19 protein-coding genes and 1 pseudogene are annotated in these 15859 nt (G+C 38.7%); 18 read left to right on the top strand and 2 right to left on the bottom strand.

Translation table 11 applies throughout. The features are described from left to right. Positions 1 to 3: 3 nt before the first annotated feature. Entirely contained in the window at positions 4 to 1080 is a 1077-nt protein-coding gene (locus tag JCM10596_RS07725) for an MGDG synthase family glycosyltransferase (RefSeq protein WP_025026621.1), read from the top strand. Positions 1081 to 1144: 64 nt separating this feature from the next. Here JCM10596_RS07725 and JCM10596_RS07730 read toward each other — a convergent pair whose 3' ends face one another. Both JCM10596_RS07730 and JCM10596_RS29485 read right to left on the bottom strand, forming a co-directional pair. Continuing rightward, entirely contained in the window at positions 1145 to 1372 is a 228-nt protein-coding gene (locus JCM10596_RS07730) for a hypothetical protein (RefSeq protein WP_025026622.1), read from the bottom strand. Next, entirely contained in the window at positions 1365 to 1535 is a 171-nt protein-coding gene (locus tag JCM10596_RS29485) for a hypothetical protein (RefSeq protein WP_159102329.1), read from the bottom strand. The genes JCM10596_RS07730 and JCM10596_RS29485 overlap by 8 nt, the downstream gene beginning before the upstream one ends. A gap of 158 nt (positions 1536 to 1693) precedes the next feature. Between JCM10596_RS29485 and JCM10596_RS07740 the strand changes: the two genes are divergently transcribed. The 17 genes and pseudogenes from JCM10596_RS07740 to JCM10596_RS24505 all read left to right on the top strand — a co-directional run bounded on the left by JCM10596_RS07740 (position 1694) and on the right by JCM10596_RS24505 (position 15822). Further along, the gene (locus JCM10596_RS07740; protein WP_051541233.1) at positions 1694 to 2797 is read left to right on the top strand and encodes a M24 family metallopeptidase; all 1104 of its coding nucleotides are present in this window, start codon (positions 1694 to 1696) and stop codon (positions 2795 to 2797) included. Positions 2798 to 2900: 103 nt separating this feature from the next. Beyond that, positions 2901 to 3110, top strand: coding sequence for an alpha/beta-type small acid-soluble spore protein (locus JCM10596_RS07745; RefSeq protein ID WP_025026624.1), 210 nt, complete (start codon positions 2901 to 2903; stop codon positions 3108 to 3110). Between the two features lie 269 nt (positions 3111 to 3379). Continuing rightward, the gene (locus JCM10596_RS07750; RefSeq protein ID WP_025026625.1) at positions 3380 to 4069 is read left to right on the top strand and encodes a class D sortase; all 690 of its coding nucleotides are present in this window, start codon (positions 3380 to 3382) and stop codon (positions 4067 to 4069) included. Beyond that, positions 4066 to 7524 carry a collagen binding domain-containing protein gene (locus tag JCM10596_RS07755; RefSeq protein ID WP_025026626.1) on the top strand — a complete coding sequence of 1153 codons (3459 nt, stop codon included), beginning with the start codon at positions 4066 to 4068 and terminating at the stop codon, positions 7522 to 7524. The genes JCM10596_RS07750 and JCM10596_RS07755 overlap by 4 nt, the downstream gene beginning before the upstream one ends. 234 nt (positions 7525 to 7758) lie before the next feature. Next, positions 7759 to 8019: a hypothetical protein gene (locus tag JCM10596_RS07760; RefSeq protein ID WP_025026627.1), complete on the top strand. Its 261-nt coding sequence runs from the start codon at positions 7759 to 7761 to the stop codon at positions 8017 to 8019. 11 nt (positions 8020 to 8030) lie between these two features. Beyond that, positions 8031 to 8789, top strand: coding sequence for a 3D domain-containing protein (locus JCM10596_RS27630; RefSeq protein ID WP_267879680.1), 759 nt, complete (start codon positions 8031 to 8033; stop codon positions 8787 to 8789). A 108-nt stretch (positions 8790 to 8897) separates the two neighbouring features. Continuing rightward, entirely contained in the window at positions 8898 to 9869 is a 972-nt protein-coding gene (sppA, locus tag JCM10596_RS07770; protein WP_025026629.1) for a signal peptide peptidase SppA, read from the top strand. Positions 9870 to 9883: 14 nt separating this feature from the next. Next, on the top strand, positions 9884 to 10423 hold the full coding sequence (locus JCM10596_RS07775) for an RDD family protein (protein ID WP_025026630.1): 540 nt from the start codon (positions 9884 to 9886) through the stop codon (positions 10421 to 10423). A gap of 56 nt (positions 10424 to 10479) precedes the next feature. Continuing rightward, entirely contained in the window at positions 10480 to 10824 is a 345-nt protein-coding gene (locus JCM10596_RS07780) for a hypothetical protein (protein ID WP_025026631.1), read from the top strand. Continuing rightward, complete coding sequence (locus tag JCM10596_RS28630; protein WP_159102330.1) at positions 10787 to 11149, top strand: DUF2953 domain-containing protein; 363 nt, start codon at positions 10787 to 10789, stop codon at positions 11147 to 11149. The genes JCM10596_RS07780 and JCM10596_RS28630 overlap by 38 nt, the downstream gene beginning before the upstream one ends. Continuing rightward, complete coding sequence (ytfJ, locus tag JCM10596_RS07785; RefSeq protein ID WP_025026632.1) at positions 11122 to 11574, top strand: GerW family sporulation protein; 453 nt, start codon at positions 11122 to 11124, stop codon at positions 11572 to 11574. Before JCM10596_RS28630 ends, ytfJ begins: the two co-directional genes overlap by 28 nt. Before the next feature lie 198 nt (positions 11575 to 11772). Then, positions 11773 to 12693 (top strand): class I SAM-dependent methyltransferase, encoded by a 921-nt coding sequence (locus tag JCM10596_RS07790; RefSeq protein WP_025026633.1) that lies wholly within the window; start codon positions 11773 to 11775, stop codon positions 12691 to 12693. Then, on the top strand, positions 12690 to 13916 hold the full coding sequence (locus JCM10596_RS07795) for an acetate kinase (protein WP_025026634.1): 1227 nt from the start codon (positions 12690 to 12692) through the stop codon (positions 13914 to 13916). The genes JCM10596_RS07790 and JCM10596_RS07795 overlap by 4 nt, the downstream gene beginning before the upstream one ends. Positions 13917 to 13955: 39 nt before the next feature. Further along, positions 13956 to 14537 carry a phosphate propanoyltransferase gene (gene pduL / locus JCM10596_RS07800; protein WP_034680856.1) on the top strand — a complete coding sequence of 194 codons (582 nt, stop codon included), beginning with the start codon at positions 13956 to 13958 and terminating at the stop codon, positions 14535 to 14537. A 2-nt stretch (positions 14538 to 14539) separates the two neighbouring features. Further along, positions 14540 to 14857, top strand: coding sequence for a hypothetical protein (locus tag JCM10596_RS07805; protein ID WP_025026636.1), 318 nt, complete (start codon positions 14540 to 14542; stop codon positions 14855 to 14857). 14 nt (positions 14858 to 14871) lie between these two features. Next, positions 14872 to 15330, top strand: a complete 459-nt coding sequence (locus JCM10596_RS07810) for an EcsC family protein (RefSeq protein WP_304502747.1) — start codon at positions 14872 to 14874, stop codon at positions 15328 to 15330. Continuing rightward, positions 15311 to 15822 (top strand): annotated as a pseudogene (locus JCM10596_RS24505) (MogA/MoaB family molybdenum cofactor biosynthesis protein). The gene JCM10596_RS07810 and the pseudogene JCM10596_RS24505 overlap by 20 nt, the downstream one beginning before the upstream one ends. Positions 15823 to 15859: the final 37 nt, after the last annotated feature.

The following is a 15859-nucleotide window of genomic DNA, read 5'->3' on the forward strand; positions in this document are numbered from 1 at the left end:
AAAATGAAGATCATCATCTTTACTGAGACGAAGGTAGGAGAAGGGCATTATCAAGCAGCCACAGCCATCAAAACAACTTTTAATGAATCCTACCCACACGTGAATGTGAAAATATTGTCTGGCTTAAAATGTATTTCACCAGTTGTAGAATGGGGAGTTGTGAAGTCTTATTTTTGGATGTTGCAATATGCGCCATTTCTCTGGAAATGGATCTACACTAAAACCAAAAAAAGTAGCTTTATTCAATCTCACTTATTTGCCTTTCGTCTGATGAACGTAGTCAAACAGGAGAACCCCGATATCGTCTTATGTACTCATCCTACCTGTATTCCTGCCTTAGCAGTGTTAAAAAAAAGAGGGATGTTTCAATTTAAGTTGGGCGTGGTAGTTACCGACTTTGATTTTCATCCCACCATTATTTCTACATTTGTTGATTATTTTTTTGTTCCCCATGCGAAGTGTAAAGAGAGGTTGATTCACAGCTATCATATAGCTGAAAAAAAAGTATATGATTTTGGTATTCCATTACATCCTGAATTTGATGTGGAGATGAATAAAATGGCTGAGAAGATCCCTAGTAGAGTGATTCAAATTCTTGTTCTAGGAGGATCTACGGGCTATGGACCTATGGAGAAGATCATTCAGGCCTTTTCTCCCTTTAAGGATCATTATTTTTTAACAGTGATTACAGGTAGGAACAAGGAATTATATACAAAATTGCAAGCGATGAAAGCTGAGAATGCACAAGTTTTGGGGTATGTAGATGATATGAAGAAATGGATTTGCTATGCTGATATTGTCATCACAAAGCCAGGGGGATTGACGATTTCTGAAACGATTGCTTGTGGTACCCCTTTTATCATGATTGACCCCATTCCAGGGCATGAAGAAGCGAACATGAGATATTTAGAGGAACAAGGACTTGGAGTCATTGCTCAGGATGTAGAACATCTACCGAACATTGTAGAGAATCTTTTCTACCATTCACAGGATTGGAGAGAGTGGAAAAAACGGATCCTTGCTGAGCAGAAACAAGGGGCTGCACGAAAAATTGCGTACACACTGACTCAACCTTTTTAAAGAGATAAAAAAAAGTTCCTACCTACCAGGGCGTAGGGGAGCTTTTTTGTTTTATGATTCTATTTCACATGGAATTCTTTAAGGAGTTTAAGAAAAGCATTAAGTGTTTGCGTTGCTCTGGAGTTAAATCAACAGCTACGTCAACTAAGCGTTGTACTTCCTCAGGAAGTTCCCCTAATTGTGCCTGCTTTTGCACTCCTAGTTCATTAATAACCTGTTCCAGAAGCTCTTTCACTTCATCAAGCTGTTTGAAGGCTTCAATCAGCTTTTTCTCAGGTGAGGAGTTATTCATTGGAATCACCAGCGTTGGGTGATTGAATTAAGGACTCTACTTCCATTTTAATGAGTTTAAGCTCTTCAGGTGTAAGTTTATGTAAATCCTTTTTTAAGGACTCAAGTTTTAGAATTCGAAATTCTTCAATAAAACGAGGTATTGCATGAGATGAAATTGCCATTTTTATGAATTCCCCTTTGGTTCTTTTTTAAGAAGCATGTTAATATTATCATGGATGGTTTAAATTGAAAAGGGAATTTATGTTCGAATTTGTAGCCAAAATAAGGATCATGTCACAAGATGTTGAACTAGGTAAAAAATAAGGGGAGGACTAGAAGAATGTCGATGTATCAAAAAAGAAGAAGTGCCTGTCTAGATCTAAGGGGAAACGAACAAAATGAGGCAATGTTGATTACAAATCCTAAGAATATTTATTATTTAACTGGATTCTATAGTGATCCTCATGAACGCTTTCTAGGGCTTATTTGGAACAACCAGGAGTGGACTCTTTGTGTACCGCGCTTAGATCAAAGCGCTGCGCAGCAAGCTGTAGATAAATCCATTCGTATTATTAGCTATACAGACCAGGAACCTATTCAAGAGAAGATTCCTTCATTTTTTGCTTCTAAGGATTTAACTAAGATTGCAGTAGAAAAGAGCTTCATATCCTATGAGCGAGTTCAGTGGCTAATCGAAGCTTTTAAACAGATACATATTGAAGATATGACCCCTACCTTGGATCAGTTGAGAATGAGCAAGACAAAAGATGAGTTTGCCATATTAAAGCGTGCTGGTGAGAAAACAGACCAAATTTTAAAAGCAGCCCTTTCTCTGTTTAGTACGTCCATGACGGAGTTGGATTTAGTTGCCGAGATTGAGTACCAAGCGAAAAAAATGGGGGCAGATGGAATGTCTTTTGGAACGACTGTTTTAGGTCAAGAAAAATCTGCTTTGCCACACGGTCATTCTGCCTCGAAAAAGCTTGAAAAAGGGACTTTGCTCATTGATTTTGGCATTACTTTAGATGGCTATTGCTCTGATATGACTCGCACATTTCATATTGGACCTTGGGAGCCGAAGATGAAAAAGATTTATGAAACGGTTCTTAGAGCAGAACAAACGGCTATTAAATCAGCAGCAGAAGGTGTTTCTTTTGGAGAGCTCGATTCGATTGCTAGACAAATTATTGCGGATGAAGGCTATGGAGAGTATTTTATTCATCGTTTAGGTCATGGGCTAGGGCTAGAAATTCATGAATCTCCTTCCATTCATGGCTTAAATAATGAGCGGATCAGTGAAGGAATGGTATTTACCATAGAGCCTGGAATCTATGTTCCAGGATTAGGTGGGGTACGTATTGAGGATGCTGTTTTCATAGAGGCGTCTAAGGCGATCTCCCTTACTCAGTTTCCAACTTCTGTGGATGAGATGGTGATTGGCTAAAGTTACACTCTTCCTTTTCCATCAATTTCTGATCAAATAGATGAATGGATTCACCTCTTTTATCACACTATAATAGTACATCAGGTAGAGGAGGTGAAAAAACATGGCTAGAAACAATAACAGCAACCAACTATTAGTACCTGGGGTTCAACAAGCACTTGATCAAATGAAGTATGAAATCGCTTCTGAGTTTGGTGTGAATCTTGGACCAGACACAACTTCTCGAGCTAACGGTTCTGTTGGAGGAGAAATTACAAAGCGTTTAGTTCAATTAGCTGAACAACAGTTAGGTGGACAATTTCCTCAACAATAATTAAATATTTGGATAGAAGGGTCAGCAGATGATGCTGACCCTTTTTGTATTTAGATCTCTGTTTGTATAGTTTATGTACAGTTCTGCTTTCTATAATAGGAAGGATCAATATTATCTCGTTCTAACCGTCGGTAAGACTCCCTCCTCTATAGGAGGGAGATAACCGCCGCTAAGAACCCGATAAGGAAGGAGGGATACCGAATCGTATGAGTTGTCAGGTCGCCCCATTACATTCCCAGAAGAGGCGAACGTCTAAGATCAGGTGGAGGATGTTTGAGTTACTATTGTTTACGATAGGTGTTGCACTTATTATCTATCCTCCGTTAGATCGTATTGTTCAAGAGCAAAAACAGTCTGATTTACTTACACAATGGGAAACAAAACGTAATGTTAACGGTCTCTCAGATGAATCTATAAACTTCAACTTTCATCCTTACAAACTTCAAACCAATTTAGAGAATAAGTCTGTTACGCCACGTGAAGAACAAGCAGATCCCCAAGAAAAGCTTCTGATGATTGAGGGAGAAGAGGTCATGGGTACGATTACAATAGAAAAAATTAATTTGCGTGAACCAATGTTAGCTAGGACAACAGATAAAACGCTGAAGCTGGGAGTGGGTTCTGTTGTTACAGACGTTTTCCCCGGACATATAGGCAATTTTGTTTTAGCGGGGCATCGCAGTCGTACTTACGGTAAACAATTCAATCGTTTAGATGAAATGGAAACCGGCGATCTGATTATTCTTGAAACACTTGATCATCATTTTGTGTACGAAGTTGTTTCCAAGTTTATTGTTGAACCAGATGGAGTGTTTGTGCTCGATCAAAATGTGAGTGGACAGGAGCTAACGCTCATTACCTGTGAGCCTGTTAGAAATCCTACTCACAGACTGATTGTTAAAGCAAGTTTACTACAAACATCTATAGCAGATGAAATAAGAAAGGTGAAGCCATTGTGAAGAGGTATAATAAGCTAGCAATATGTGGGATGATTTTTTTACTTATTGCTCAGGCATTAGCTCCAGTAGGTGGAGTGTTTGCAAACGAAGAAGAAACAATTCAAAATCAACAAGCGGATGAAGAACTTTCAACGAATGAGGATAATGTAATACAAGGATCAAGTAATATAGCTCCAGTCAAATTGACAAATGTGACGATGTATTATTTGGATCAGGACGGACAGACGGAAGTGGATGTTGAGAGTTCGGATGCAAAAAAACGCCTAAGTCTTGGAGAGAATGTGAAGTTTTCGTATGAATGGGATCTTCCGAATGGGCATGGTGCTATAGAAGGAGATACATTTGAATTTTATCTACCCGCTGACTTTACAGTATTTAATGATATTGGGCCTGAACCATTAGTAAGTAATGGAGGGGCTGTAGGGACTTTTATTGTTACTAAAGACGATAATAAAGTGACAATGACATTTAATCAGACAATAGAAGAACTGTCCAACATTGGTGGGAGTATTATGGTGTGGAGTGTGATTAGAGAAGAACTTACGGGGATAGTTACAGATAGAGAAATTAACTTCCCTTTAGTCGGTTCAGGAAAAATCATCCCGATTAGCCTGGTACCACGAGGTGGATCAACCATTAGCAAAAGTGGTACTCCTAATGCTCATTATAATGGTACAGAGCTGTACTGGACGGTTGATTTGAATACTAAGCTGGACGTAATAAAAAACGCCGTGGTCACTGATGAGATTCAAGAGGGTCAGTCACTAGTTCTTGATTCAATAGAGCTTTATCAGCTTGATGTCGATTTAGATGGGAATGTGACTGAGGGAAATTTAGTGACTGGAGAGTTTACAGAATCTGATGGAAAGCTATTGGTGACTCTTGGAGACATAGATTCCGCTTATCGTCTAAAGTATACAACCCAGATTACTACTGAATGGGAAGGAAATAAAGTATTCAATAACCAAGCAATGATCACTGGTGAAGGTGTTGAGCAGACGGCTAAAGCCAGTATTTCAGTAAGTCGTGGCGAAATGTTAAACAAAAGGAATCTTGATTACAATTCCACGACACAAACCGTTACTTGGGAGATTCAATATAATTACAGCGGGAAGAAGCTTTCTCAGAATGAAGCTGTTTTTAAGGATTTCTTCAGTACAGCCAGTGAGTTGGATCTGGTTCTAGACCTTGATTCATTTGTTGTCACAAAAGTGACACTGGATGCTAACGGCGAGGAAAGTGCTGAAGTACCTGTCGACCCATCGAATTATACTGTATTACCTGAGGTCGATTCTGAAGGGAATGACGTTGGATTTTCATTCAAATTCACTAACGATATTGATCAACCGTATAAAATTGTGTATCAAACCAAAGCAAAAGGCCGAGTTTTCGAGGGAACAACGGTAACAAACTCTGTAGAAGCAGATCATGTTGAGAAAAGAGCCCAACAATGGATTGCTCAGCAAATCTTGAATAAAAGGCATTCCAACGTGAATTATGCTGATAAAACGATTGTTTGGCATATTACATTAAACGGGGACCAGTTTCCTATGAAGCAAGTTGTAATAAGAGATATTTTTGCTAATGAAGGGCTTACTCTTCTTCCAGATACTCTTACAGTTACGGGTAATGTCGATTATTCAGTAGATATTTCTTCGGGGAATGGTTTTGTTCTTACTTTTAATGAGGAAATCAAGGATACGTATACCGTTTCTTACAAGACCACATTTGATCATGCTGCTAAAGCAGATGCTGATCTTGGATTTGTGAATAGGGCAACATTAGAATGGGTGGATACTGAGGATCTAGAACATTCTAAATCAGTAACAAATACCTTTAATCCAGATTCCTACACTTGGCAAAATGGTTTTAAATATGGTTCATACAATGCCAAGACAAAGGAAATCACTTGGAGCATAAGTGTGAACTACAATCTAAATGAGATAAATCAGGCAACAATTGAAGATTATCTCGAACAAGGTCAGCAACTTGTTCCCGGTTCATTGAAAATTCATCATCTGGAGCTGACAGGAGAAGCTAATGGCATTAATGTAGGTGACGAGGTTTTAGAAAATACGTACTCAATTGATGAAAGCATAGTAGACAGTCAGGGAAATCCAGGGTTTAAGATTGAATTAGGAACTATTAATACAGCTTATTGGGTTACTTATAAAACAACGCTTGATGCTACACTTATTGATGAACACTATTCGAACACAGCGACGTTATATAATGGAGAACAAGTTATCACACGCTTGATTGCTAGTGTCTCTATTCAGCATGGAACAGAGTACACATATAAAAAAGGAAATCAAAATGGTCTTAAGATCGATTGGACAATTTGGATTAACCGCGGACAATCCCTCGTTCCAGCTGGAGGAAAAATTCTTGATACACCAAGCCAAAATCAAATTGTGTTAGAAGAAACGATCCGTATCTACGGGACAACAGTAGATGAAGATGGAAATGTAATGAAAGATAGCAGCAATGAATTAGTGCTCAACGAAGACTATTCCTTGCAATTTAAAAAGAATGCAGATGAGCAGTCAGTCTTTGAAATTGTTTTCGTAGATTCGTTCGATTCTGCTTATGTTTTGGAGTATCAAACATTTATTAATGCCAAACATGGTGATAGTGTTGACAATACAGTTACGTTTGAAGGACAAGGAATTGCAACAGAAAAGATGGAATCGAAGGATTCCTTCCAAGTTCGACTATCTGGGGGTTCTGGAACAGGGAGCGGTGAATTTGGGAGTTTGATCGTAACTAAAGTGGATGCCAACGATGGGTCTAAAAAGCTAGAGGGAGCGACTTTCTCTTTGTATTTCAAATCGAGCGGAAAGCTTATCAGAACGTTAACAACGGGAGCCGATGGTCAGGTTACTTTCGAAAATCTATTGTATACAGATTATATACTAAAGGAAGATTCAGCTCCGGAAGGATATGCACTTAACATTAATAACGCTCAAGAAGTGAAGATTACACCTAGTGAACCAACAGAAATTACGATTAAAAATGTTCGGAAAAATACGGGAGGTGGCGGTGGAGGTTCAAGTCCAAATCCACCAACTCATACAGTAGATCCTGGATCTGATCAGAGTGGTGAACCAAAAGAGTCAGAAAAGAAACCAACAGAGAAGCCAACAGAAACAGAGAAACCTACAACGAATGAAGAAGAGGAGCAGATTGAAATAGATACTGGACTTCCTCTGGATACCTTAGATTCTGAACCCTCTACAGAGGAGGATGAACATGAAGCGGGGAACCAAAAGAAGACTGAGAATCCTGTTTCTAAGGTAGGTGGGGATGCTCCTTCTACGCCTTCTCAGGGGACTTTACCACAGACTGGAGAATCAGCCCCGTTTGCTCAATGGATTGGATTTTTATTATGTATCTTTGTGATATTAAATAGATTAGTAAACAAAGTGAAAAATCAATCTATCGGTGCTAATTAGATCATTAAATTGAAAGCGACTGTTAAATAAGACAGTCGCTTTTCCCTTTTTTTAACTTATTAGGACGTCTATGATGATTGAAATCGATAGAAAATTTGAAATTTTTTATTTAAAACAAATGATCTGACCATTCCTCCTTAAAATTTGATATAATAGAAAGTGATTTTTTTTCCATGCTCAAGATTGTATGGTGTAACGTCTTAGTCTGACAACAACTTATTTTGGAGGGGAAAAATGAAAAGGGTTACTTTGTATTGTATTGTTTTTATCAGTTTAGTCGTTTGGGGATCAACGGGGAGTGTTTTTGCAGCAGAATCTACTGAAGCGGAAGAGAGTGTGGATGCCAATGAGATTTATCCTGATGTATCCGTAAATCATTGGGTTTATGAGGACTTACTAAGCTTTATTGATGCGGGAGTGGTTGTTCGAACTTCGATCAATACTTCGAACCGCATCGGGCGATACGGCGAGGAGATCTTGTTCGTTATATACTGAGGGCAAAAGGGATCGATGCACCCGAGCTTTTACCTCACACAGGTCCTCGATTTACGGATGTACCTAGAGATCTTGATACATACCATTATATTGAAGCGGCATATAGTATGGCAATCACCAATGGAGTCGGGAAAAAAACGTTTAAGCCATTAGGTCCAGCAACTAGAGAGGAATCAATAGCCATGATTATTCGTGCTATGGGTTTAGAGGATGAAGCGAAAAATTTCAATCGAATGAATGCCACATTAGCTGAATTTGTAGATGCAAATCAAATTTCAAATGATTTTAAACGCATTGTTGCTTATGCGGTTGATCAGAATATGGTTCAAGGAACGGTAAAGAATGGAAAAATATTTATAGACCCCAAGAGTTATACGACTCGTGCTCAGTCTGTTTCTATGATCTCTCGATTTATTCTACCTGAAGTAGAAGGCTTAGAAACGGCTACAGTAGATCAAGTAACTGTAAAATATCATAAAGTGATATCGGTCGATGCTTCTGCCTATTCCAGTGAACAATCAAACTTGAGTAATTATACTTCCCTTGGTTTGTTAGTTAGACATGGAATTGTCGCGGTGGACCCCAATGTGATTCCCTACGGTACCCATTTATACATAGAGGGTTATGGGTACGGTGTTGCTGGTGACACAGGAGGAGCGATGAATGGAAATAAGATTGACCTTGCTTTCCCAACAGTGAAGGAAGCGCTACAATATGGACGCAAATCAAATGTGAAGGTATATATATTGGATAATCGAGAGGCGTTTTAGATCCAAAGTTTTTCGAAAAAAGTTTATTCAATAAAAAAGTTAAAACTGGATTTTTTCTCCAACCTCATATAAGATAGACAGAGAATATATTTAGTGAGGGGAGTCATCATGAATACGAAGAGATGGATTGCCATTGTTATTTTTGTGGTTTTACTTATTGCTAGTTCTGTTAGCAATGTTCAACAAACAAGCCGATTAGGTGGGCTTTCAATGGATCAAGAGCTTAGAACGACTGTGTATAAAAAAGGAGGCTTTGATCAAATCGCTTTATTGGAGGTTGAAGGAATCATTATGGATCTAACCACGAATAATGTATTTTCTTCAGTAGGATACGATCATCGTCTTTTTTTGAAACAGCTACAACATGCTTTTGAAGATGAATCAATCAAAGGGATTGTCTTACGAGTTAACTCTCCAGGAGGGGGAGTAGTGGAGAGTGATGAGATTTTTCATACGATCACGAAGTTAAAAAAGGAGCATGATAAGCCGATCGTTGCTTACATGGCGAACACGGCTGCATCAGGAGGGTATTATATTTCAGCCCCAGCCGATCATATCATGGCGAATCGCTCGACTATTACAGGTTCTATTGGGGTTATTATGCAAAATTTCAATATAAAAGAACTTGCTGATGAGTGGGGGATCAAGGCACAGACCTTTAAAAGTGGTCCGCATAAAGACATTATGTCTCCTTTTAAGAATATGACGGAAGAAGAAGCACAGATCTTGCAGACACTAACAGATGAAATGTATCAGAATTTTGTTCAGGTCATCGTTGATGGTCGAGGAATGGATAAGACGAAGGTACTCGAATTAGCAGATGGTCGAATTTATTCTGGGCAACAAGCTCAAGAATTAGGTCTTGTAGATAGTATCGGCTTTTTGGAGAACGCCTTTGAAAAGACGGCTGAATTAGCGCAAATCGAAGATCCAACCGTGGTTGAATATAAAAAAGCAGGACTCTCCTTTTTTGGACCGTTATATCAGAGTTTAGCTAAGGGACCTTCAGATTTCTTAAGCTTACGTGAGTTACTGTATCAGCAAGAAACTCCCTCCATGATGTACTTATATACGTGGTAAGGGGGATTGAATACATGATGAATGATGAAAGTAGAGTAGGCATAGATCAGCAAGAGGTTGAAAGTGAAGAGGCTCAAGTCAAAGGAAAAAGCTATCTTGCGGCAGGTTTTTGGATTCGTTTCCTTGCTTATCTAATCGATGTAAGTATTGTGACCTCAATAGGAAGCCTATTTATTATTCCTGTTTTTGGACTTGTAGGACTGGACACGGATCTTCTATCGTTATTGAAAGTTCATATCACAGGTGTTGGGCTAGTTGGTATTCTCTATTTTTCGCTGATGACGAAGTATTTCAGCCAAACCCTTGGTAAAATGATTTGTGGGTTGAAGGTGGTGAAAGAGGATGGTTCGCCATTGGATTGGGTGACAGTCCTCTTTAGAGAGATTGTCGGGCGTTTTATATCCCAACTTATTTTCACTTATATAGGATATATTTGGATTGCCTTTCATCCGAAGAAGCAAGGCTGGCACGATCTATTTTTTGATACATTTGTTGTCTACGAAGAAAGAAATCCAGAGAAACGGCTGATTCAGGTTCCAAGAGCTTCGAATTAACAAAAGAAGAATGAGATTGACAAAAGTGGTTGATACTGTGGAAGAGGTGACGGGAAATGATGGAAACCATACTCTCCATATTATGCTCTCAACTGCTTTTGTTAACCATTCTTTTTTTTACTACTATCCAGGTAACGCTACGAATAAGTAAAACAGGTCGAGATGACCATGTTGAATCGCATATTAGAGCTTGGTTTGGATTAATTAGTATTCGAACAAAAGTCCCGCTGATCAATCTCAAAAAAGATCTCTCGGGAACAGAATATCAATTTGAGCTAGAAAGCCCTAATGAGCCCTTAGAAAAGAAAAAAATTCAAGCTTTCACCTCACGAATATTTTCAATTACTACAGAGAGTGCAGAGATTGATAAAAAGGGTACATCAGCTCCATGTCATTGCTAAGAAATTTCTCAAGAATATTCGACTAGAGGAACTGATATGGCGAAGTAAGATTGGCACAGGACATGCTGCCGAAACGGGATTATTAACTGGAGTAGGCTGGGGAGTCAAGTCTAATATCATCGGCATGTTTAGCTCCTATCTCACCCTACGCTGTGTACCTAGAATTTCTGTTACCCCGTCCTTTAATGAAAAAAAAATAGAATCAAATATCCAGTGTATGATTCGGTTTCGAATTGGTAATGCTATAGTAGCAGGAATACGCATACTCCTAAATCTTAGAAAAAGGCGTGATGAAAAATGGCAGAGCACCCAATTCAGGGCTTGATGAAGACAGCGATGGAAAATCTTAAAGAGATGGTAGATGTGAATACCATTGTAGGAGATCCTGTTGAAACACCAGACGGCAGTGTGATTCTACCTGTTTCTAAGGTAGGATTCGGTTTCGCAGCAGGGGGAAGTGAATTTGATTTAGAAGACCCAGAAGCAAGTAATCAGGATGCAGCTAGTCTTCCCTTTGGTGGAGGAAGTGGTGGCGGTGTTTCAATCACACCTGTAGCCTTTCTTGTGGTAAATTCAGGCGGAATTAAAATGGTTCATATTGATGGGCAGACTCATTTGTATGAAAAAATCCTTGATGCTGCTCCACAAGTATTTGATAAGGTACAAAATATGATGGGAAACAATAATAAGAAATCAAAAATAAATGGACATGATCCTTCAGCACCATCAGCAGAAGAATTAGGACTTTAGAAAGTGTTGGTTGAAAACCAGCACTTTTTTTCTTGATATTGAAAAGAATTGACAATTTCGTTTACGTTAAGAGTATTATTTTCAAATTTGTAAAGAATGATTGTTTAAGAAATAACTTTTTTATGTTTATAATAGATAGGGTGATACAAAGTATAGAGAGAGAATTTGATCACTGGAATAAAAAAAGGAGAGAGGAAGATGACCACTCATCAAAAAATGGAGAGATGTTTTAACCTACTGGATCAATCTACAATAAAGAGATCACAAGAACAACATTGTAGTTACTTGGATGCCCTGATTGAGGTCGCCGATGATCAAGAAATTGAAACTGGTGAATACTCGAATGAGGACGTGAGAAGAGCGATGCAGCTTGCCATCCTAAAAGGAATGAAAGAGCATAGCATTGTTGGTACTGGGATTACTCCAGACAGTGTGGCTATGTTCATGGCTCATTTGGCTCAAAAATTCATAGAACAGCCCCAAGTAATTTTCGATCCTGCTGTTGGTTCTGCCAACTTATTAACATGCGTGTTGAATCAATACAAGTCACCCATAAGCAGTTATGGAGTTGAGGTAGATTCGACATTAGTTCGTCTAGCTTATGTCAATTCAAACTTGCAAAAGCATGGGGTAGAGCTTTTTCATCAGGACAGTTTAAAGCCCTTGTATATTCCAAAGGCACAATTAGTCATTTCGGATTTGCCTGTTGGAATTTACCCCAACCTTGAGATTGCCAAAAAATATACTCTGTTTAATGAAATAGCTGAAATGTATACACATCACTTGCTGATTGAACAATGCATTAACTTTACAGAAGAGAATGGATATATGATTCTTTTAATCCCCAATTCATTATTTGTGGAACAAGGAGCGGAGAAGCTGCGTTCTTTAGTGACAGAACAGACACATATACAGGGGATATTACAATTGCCTGTGAGTTTATTTCAAGAAGGAAGTATACAGAAAAGCATTTTTATTTTGCAAAAAAAAGGGAAAGATAGTATAAAACCAAAGCAAGTACTAATGGCTAGTTTACCTAGCTTTACAAATAAGGAATCATTCGCACGTTCCTTAGATCAAATACATCAATGGATACTAACCGAGGTGAAGAAAAAATGATAAAATTAATGGCCATCAATAGCGGAAGCTCTTCTCTTAAATTTCAATTAATTCAGATGCCTGATGAAATTGTTATTGCAAAGGGGATTTTTGAGAAAATAGGTTTGTCAGATTCTATGTTCTCCATTACTGTGATTAGAAATAATGAGAAGGAAAAGATTGAAAAACAGGTTTCTATTCCTTCTCATAAAACAGCTGTGGAGCTGCTTATTCATGAGCTTACGAACAGCAAAGTAATCGAAAAATTAGAAGATATCAGCGGAGTAGGTCATCGTGTTGTACATGGTGGAGAGAAGTTTCATGATTCTGAGTTAATAACCGATGAAGTAATTAAGGGAATTGAGAGTTGTAATGATTTAGCCCCATTACATAATCCTGCGAATCTCTTAGGAATTGAAGCTTTCCGTCAAGCCTTACCGCATGTTCCAACTGTCGCTGTATTTGATACTGCTTTCCACCAAACCATGCCAGAACAATCTTATTTATATAGCCTACCTTATGAGTACTATGAAAAGTATGGCATACGTAAATATGGTTTTCATGGAATTTCCCATAAGTATGTTACAGATCGTGCGGCAGTCATTTTACAAAAACCATTAAAGGATCTACGTTTAATTAGTTGTCATTTAGGGAACGGAGCTAGTGTGGCAGCTGTTCAAGGTGGGAAATCAATTGATACCTCTATGGGATTCACGCCACTTGCTGGTGTTGCCATGGGAACACGATCAGGAAACATTGACCCTGCCCTGATTCCTTTTATCATGGAGAAGACAGGAAAGACCGCAGATGAAGTCGTTTTTGAAGTATTAAATAAACAAAGTGGAATGCTTGGATTAACAGGGATTTCTAGCGACTTGAGAGATATTGAATTAGAAGCAGAGAAGGGAAACGCCAGAGCTGAATTAGCTTTAGAGGTTTTTGCCAGCCGTATTCACAAGTATATTGGGAGCTATGCTGCTAGAATGTACGGAGTAGATGCGATCATATTTACCGCTGGAATAGGTGAGAACAGCTCTGTTGTTCGCGAAAAAGTAATGAAAGGTCTTGAATTCATGGGAGTATATTGGGATCCGACCTTAAATAAAGTAAGGGGACAGGAAGCGAATCTAAGCTATCCACATTCTCCTGTAAAGACTCTAGTTATTCCAACAAATGAAGAGGTGATGATTGCGCGTGACACCTTGCGTGTCTGCCGTCAACTAGACCTTATTTCACTAGCATAAATTGATCGATCTATATTTGAAAGGAAAGTGAAACAAACAATGAATAATTATCAAATCCCTGTTGGTATATCCAATAGACATATCCATCTTTCTCGACAACATCTTGACCAACTATTTGGTGAAGGGTATGAACTAACAGAGTTTAAGCCCCTTTCTCAGCCTGGTCAATTTGCTGCGGAAGAAATGGTTACGCTCGTCGGACCTAAAGGAGAAATCGGGAAAGTTAGAATTCTCGGTCCTACAAGAAGTAAAACACAAATCGAGATTTCTAAAACAGATTCATTCGTTCTCGGAGTGAAACCGCCAATTCGGGACTCTGGAGATATTGAAGGATCACCGGGCGTTACAGTTATTGGACCAAAGGGAAAAGTAGAGTTAGAGAAAGGAGTTATTATTGCGAAAAGACATGTACACTTCCATCCAGATGATGCAGAGCGATTCGGATTGAAGGATGGAGAACATATTCGTATAAAAACAACAGGGGAAAGAGCCCTTATTTTTGATCAAGTTATGGTCAGAGTTAATCCTAAGTATGCGCTAGATTGTCACTTAGATGTTGATGAAGGGAATGCTGCTGGTTTAAAAACTGGTGATATGGTGGAAATTGTAAAGGAGGCTTAATCATGTTCTACACTGAAAAAGTGGAAGAAGTAAATGAATGGTTCTCAACTTGGGTTAGTCGAATTCCACAGGAGCAGAAAAGTCAGGTTATTGATCTATTAGATAATGTGATGTTCTATTTATCAAATTTTTTTCAACAGAGGGAACGAACACTAGAATTAGAGAGAAAGATTATTTTAGAAGCACGTCTTTTTGACTCAACGATCGATCAACTTGAAGATATGGAAAAGCTTTCTCTACATCAACTAGAGTATTTGGAAGAAAAATGGAAAACTAAATATACGATGTATTCAATGATTGAGGGGGGATTGCAGGAATAGGGCACCCCCTATTTCTGCTTGCTGATCTCCCAGCGTTATTAGCGATCAATATGAAGATGATTCAATCGATTGCTGGCTCTTACGGCTACTCATTAACATCTCCGACAGAGCAAATTCTTTCCCTGCAAGTTCTGAACGCTGCTTCTCTATCTAAAAAGCTTCATGCGGATGTTATGCATTGGTTAGAAGAAAACCATCTTGATGAAGCAGAAGCCTTCCTTTCGCATCGCCAAGGAACCATTATTCAACCTGAATGGTTAGAAACGTTAGCTAAACAGTGGATCAAATCATTGGTTTTATATGGAATGAAGAAGACAACCAAACACTCTTTTTCCATTTTGGGTATTGCTTTAGGAGCTAATCTTAACTATCAATTCACCAAGAATGTAGCCCAATTCAGTTCGCAATTCTATCGCCAGAGGTATCTTAAATCTAATGGAAGGGATGAATTCGGTGAGTACGAAAGAGCATAAAGCAGAAGCGCCTAACAGTGTGAACTGTATGGTCATTACGGTATCAGACACAAGAAACAAAGAAACAGATAAAAGTGGACAACTTATGCAAGACCTGTTAAGAGAAAGTGGACATCGTACGACACAATACGAAATCGTTCCAGACGAACCAACCTGATTCGAGAAGCGATTACTCGAGGCTTAGAGGCGAGAGAAGTGGAAGTGATTCTTCTTAATGGGGGAACTGGGATCGCCAAAAGAGATACGACATATGAAACCGTTGCCGCACTACTGGAGAAAGAAATGCCGGGATTTGGAGAGATATTTCGATACCTTAGCTATGTAGAGGATATTGGCTCGGCAGCCATTCTTAGTAGAGCTGTTGCTGGAACGGCAGGTGGAAAAGCAATATTTTCTACTCCTGGATCATCAGGAGCGGTAAAATTAGCTATGACAAAGATTATTATTCCTGAATTAGGGCATGTGGTTCGAGAATTAAAAAAAGATTTGTAAAGATTTTTCTAAATCAAAATACATATTCTTATTTTCC

The organism is Caldalkalibacillus mannanilyticus JCM 10596, from assembly GCF_000615945.1.
Classification (GTDB): Bacteria; Bacillota; Bacilli; order Caldalkalibacillales; family JCM-10596; genus Bacillus_AT; species Bacillus_AT mannanilyticus.

What these genes read in the sequence shown, in the direction of transcription:
- JCM10596_RS07805 (WP_025026636.1), top strand. Translation starts at nt 14,540, where the DNA reads ATGTTCTACACTGAAAAAGTGGAAGAAGTAAATGAATGGTTCTCAACT.
- pduL (WP_034680856.1), top strand. Translation starts at nt 13,956, where the DNA reads ATGAATAATTATCAAATCCCTGTTGGTATATCCAATAGACATATCCAT.
- JCM10596_RS07750 (WP_025026625.1), top strand. Translation starts at nt 3,380, where the DNA reads ATGTTTGAGTTACTATTGTTTACGATAGGTGTTGCACTTATTATCTAT.
- sppA (WP_025026629.1), top strand. Translation starts at nt 8,898, where the DNA reads ATGAATACGAAGAGATGGATTGCCATTGTTATTTTTGTGGTTTTACTT.
- JCM10596_RS07745 (WP_025026624.1), top strand. Translation starts at nt 2,901, where the DNA reads ATGGCTAGAAACAATAACAGCAACCAACTATTAGTACCTGGGGTTCAA.
- JCM10596_RS07760 (WP_025026627.1), top strand. Translation starts at nt 7,759, where the DNA reads ATGAAAAGGGTTACTTTGTATTGTATTGTTTTTATCAGTTTAGTCGTT.
- JCM10596_RS07790 (WP_025026633.1), top strand. Translation starts at nt 11,773, where the DNA reads ATGACCACTCATCAAAAAATGGAGAGATGTTTTAACCTACTGGATCAA.
- JCM10596_RS07795 (WP_025026634.1), top strand. Translation starts at nt 12,690, where the DNA reads ATGATAAAATTAATGGCCATCAATAGCGGAAGCTCTTCTCTTAAATTT.
- JCM10596_RS07775 (WP_025026630.1), top strand. Translation starts at nt 9,884, where the DNA reads ATGATGAATGATGAAAGTAGAGTAGGCATAGATCAGCAAGAGGTTGAA.
- JCM10596_RS07740 (WP_051541233.1), top strand. Translation starts at nt 1,694, where the DNA reads ATGTCGATGTATCAAAAAAGAAGAAGTGCCTGTCTAGATCTAAGGGGA.
- ytfJ (WP_025026632.1), top strand. Translation starts at nt 11,122, where the DNA reads ATGGCAGAGCACCCAATTCAGGGCTTGATGAAGACAGCGATGGAAAAT.
- JCM10596_RS07730 (WP_025026622.1), bottom strand. Translation starts at nt 1,372, where the DNA reads ATGAATAACTCCTCACCTGAGAAAAAGCTGATTGAAGCCTTCAAACAG.
- JCM10596_RS07725 (WP_025026621.1), top strand. Translation starts at nt 4, where the DNA reads ATGAAGATCATCATCTTTACTGAGACGAAGGTAGGAGAAGGGCATTAT.
- JCM10596_RS07780 (WP_025026631.1), top strand. Translation starts at nt 10,480, where the DNA reads ATGATGGAAACCATACTCTCCATATTATGCTCTCAACTGCTTTTGTTA.
- JCM10596_RS29485 (WP_159102329.1), bottom strand. Translation starts at nt 1,535, where the DNA reads ATGGCAATTTCATCTCATGCAATACCTCGTTTTATTGAAGAATTTCGA.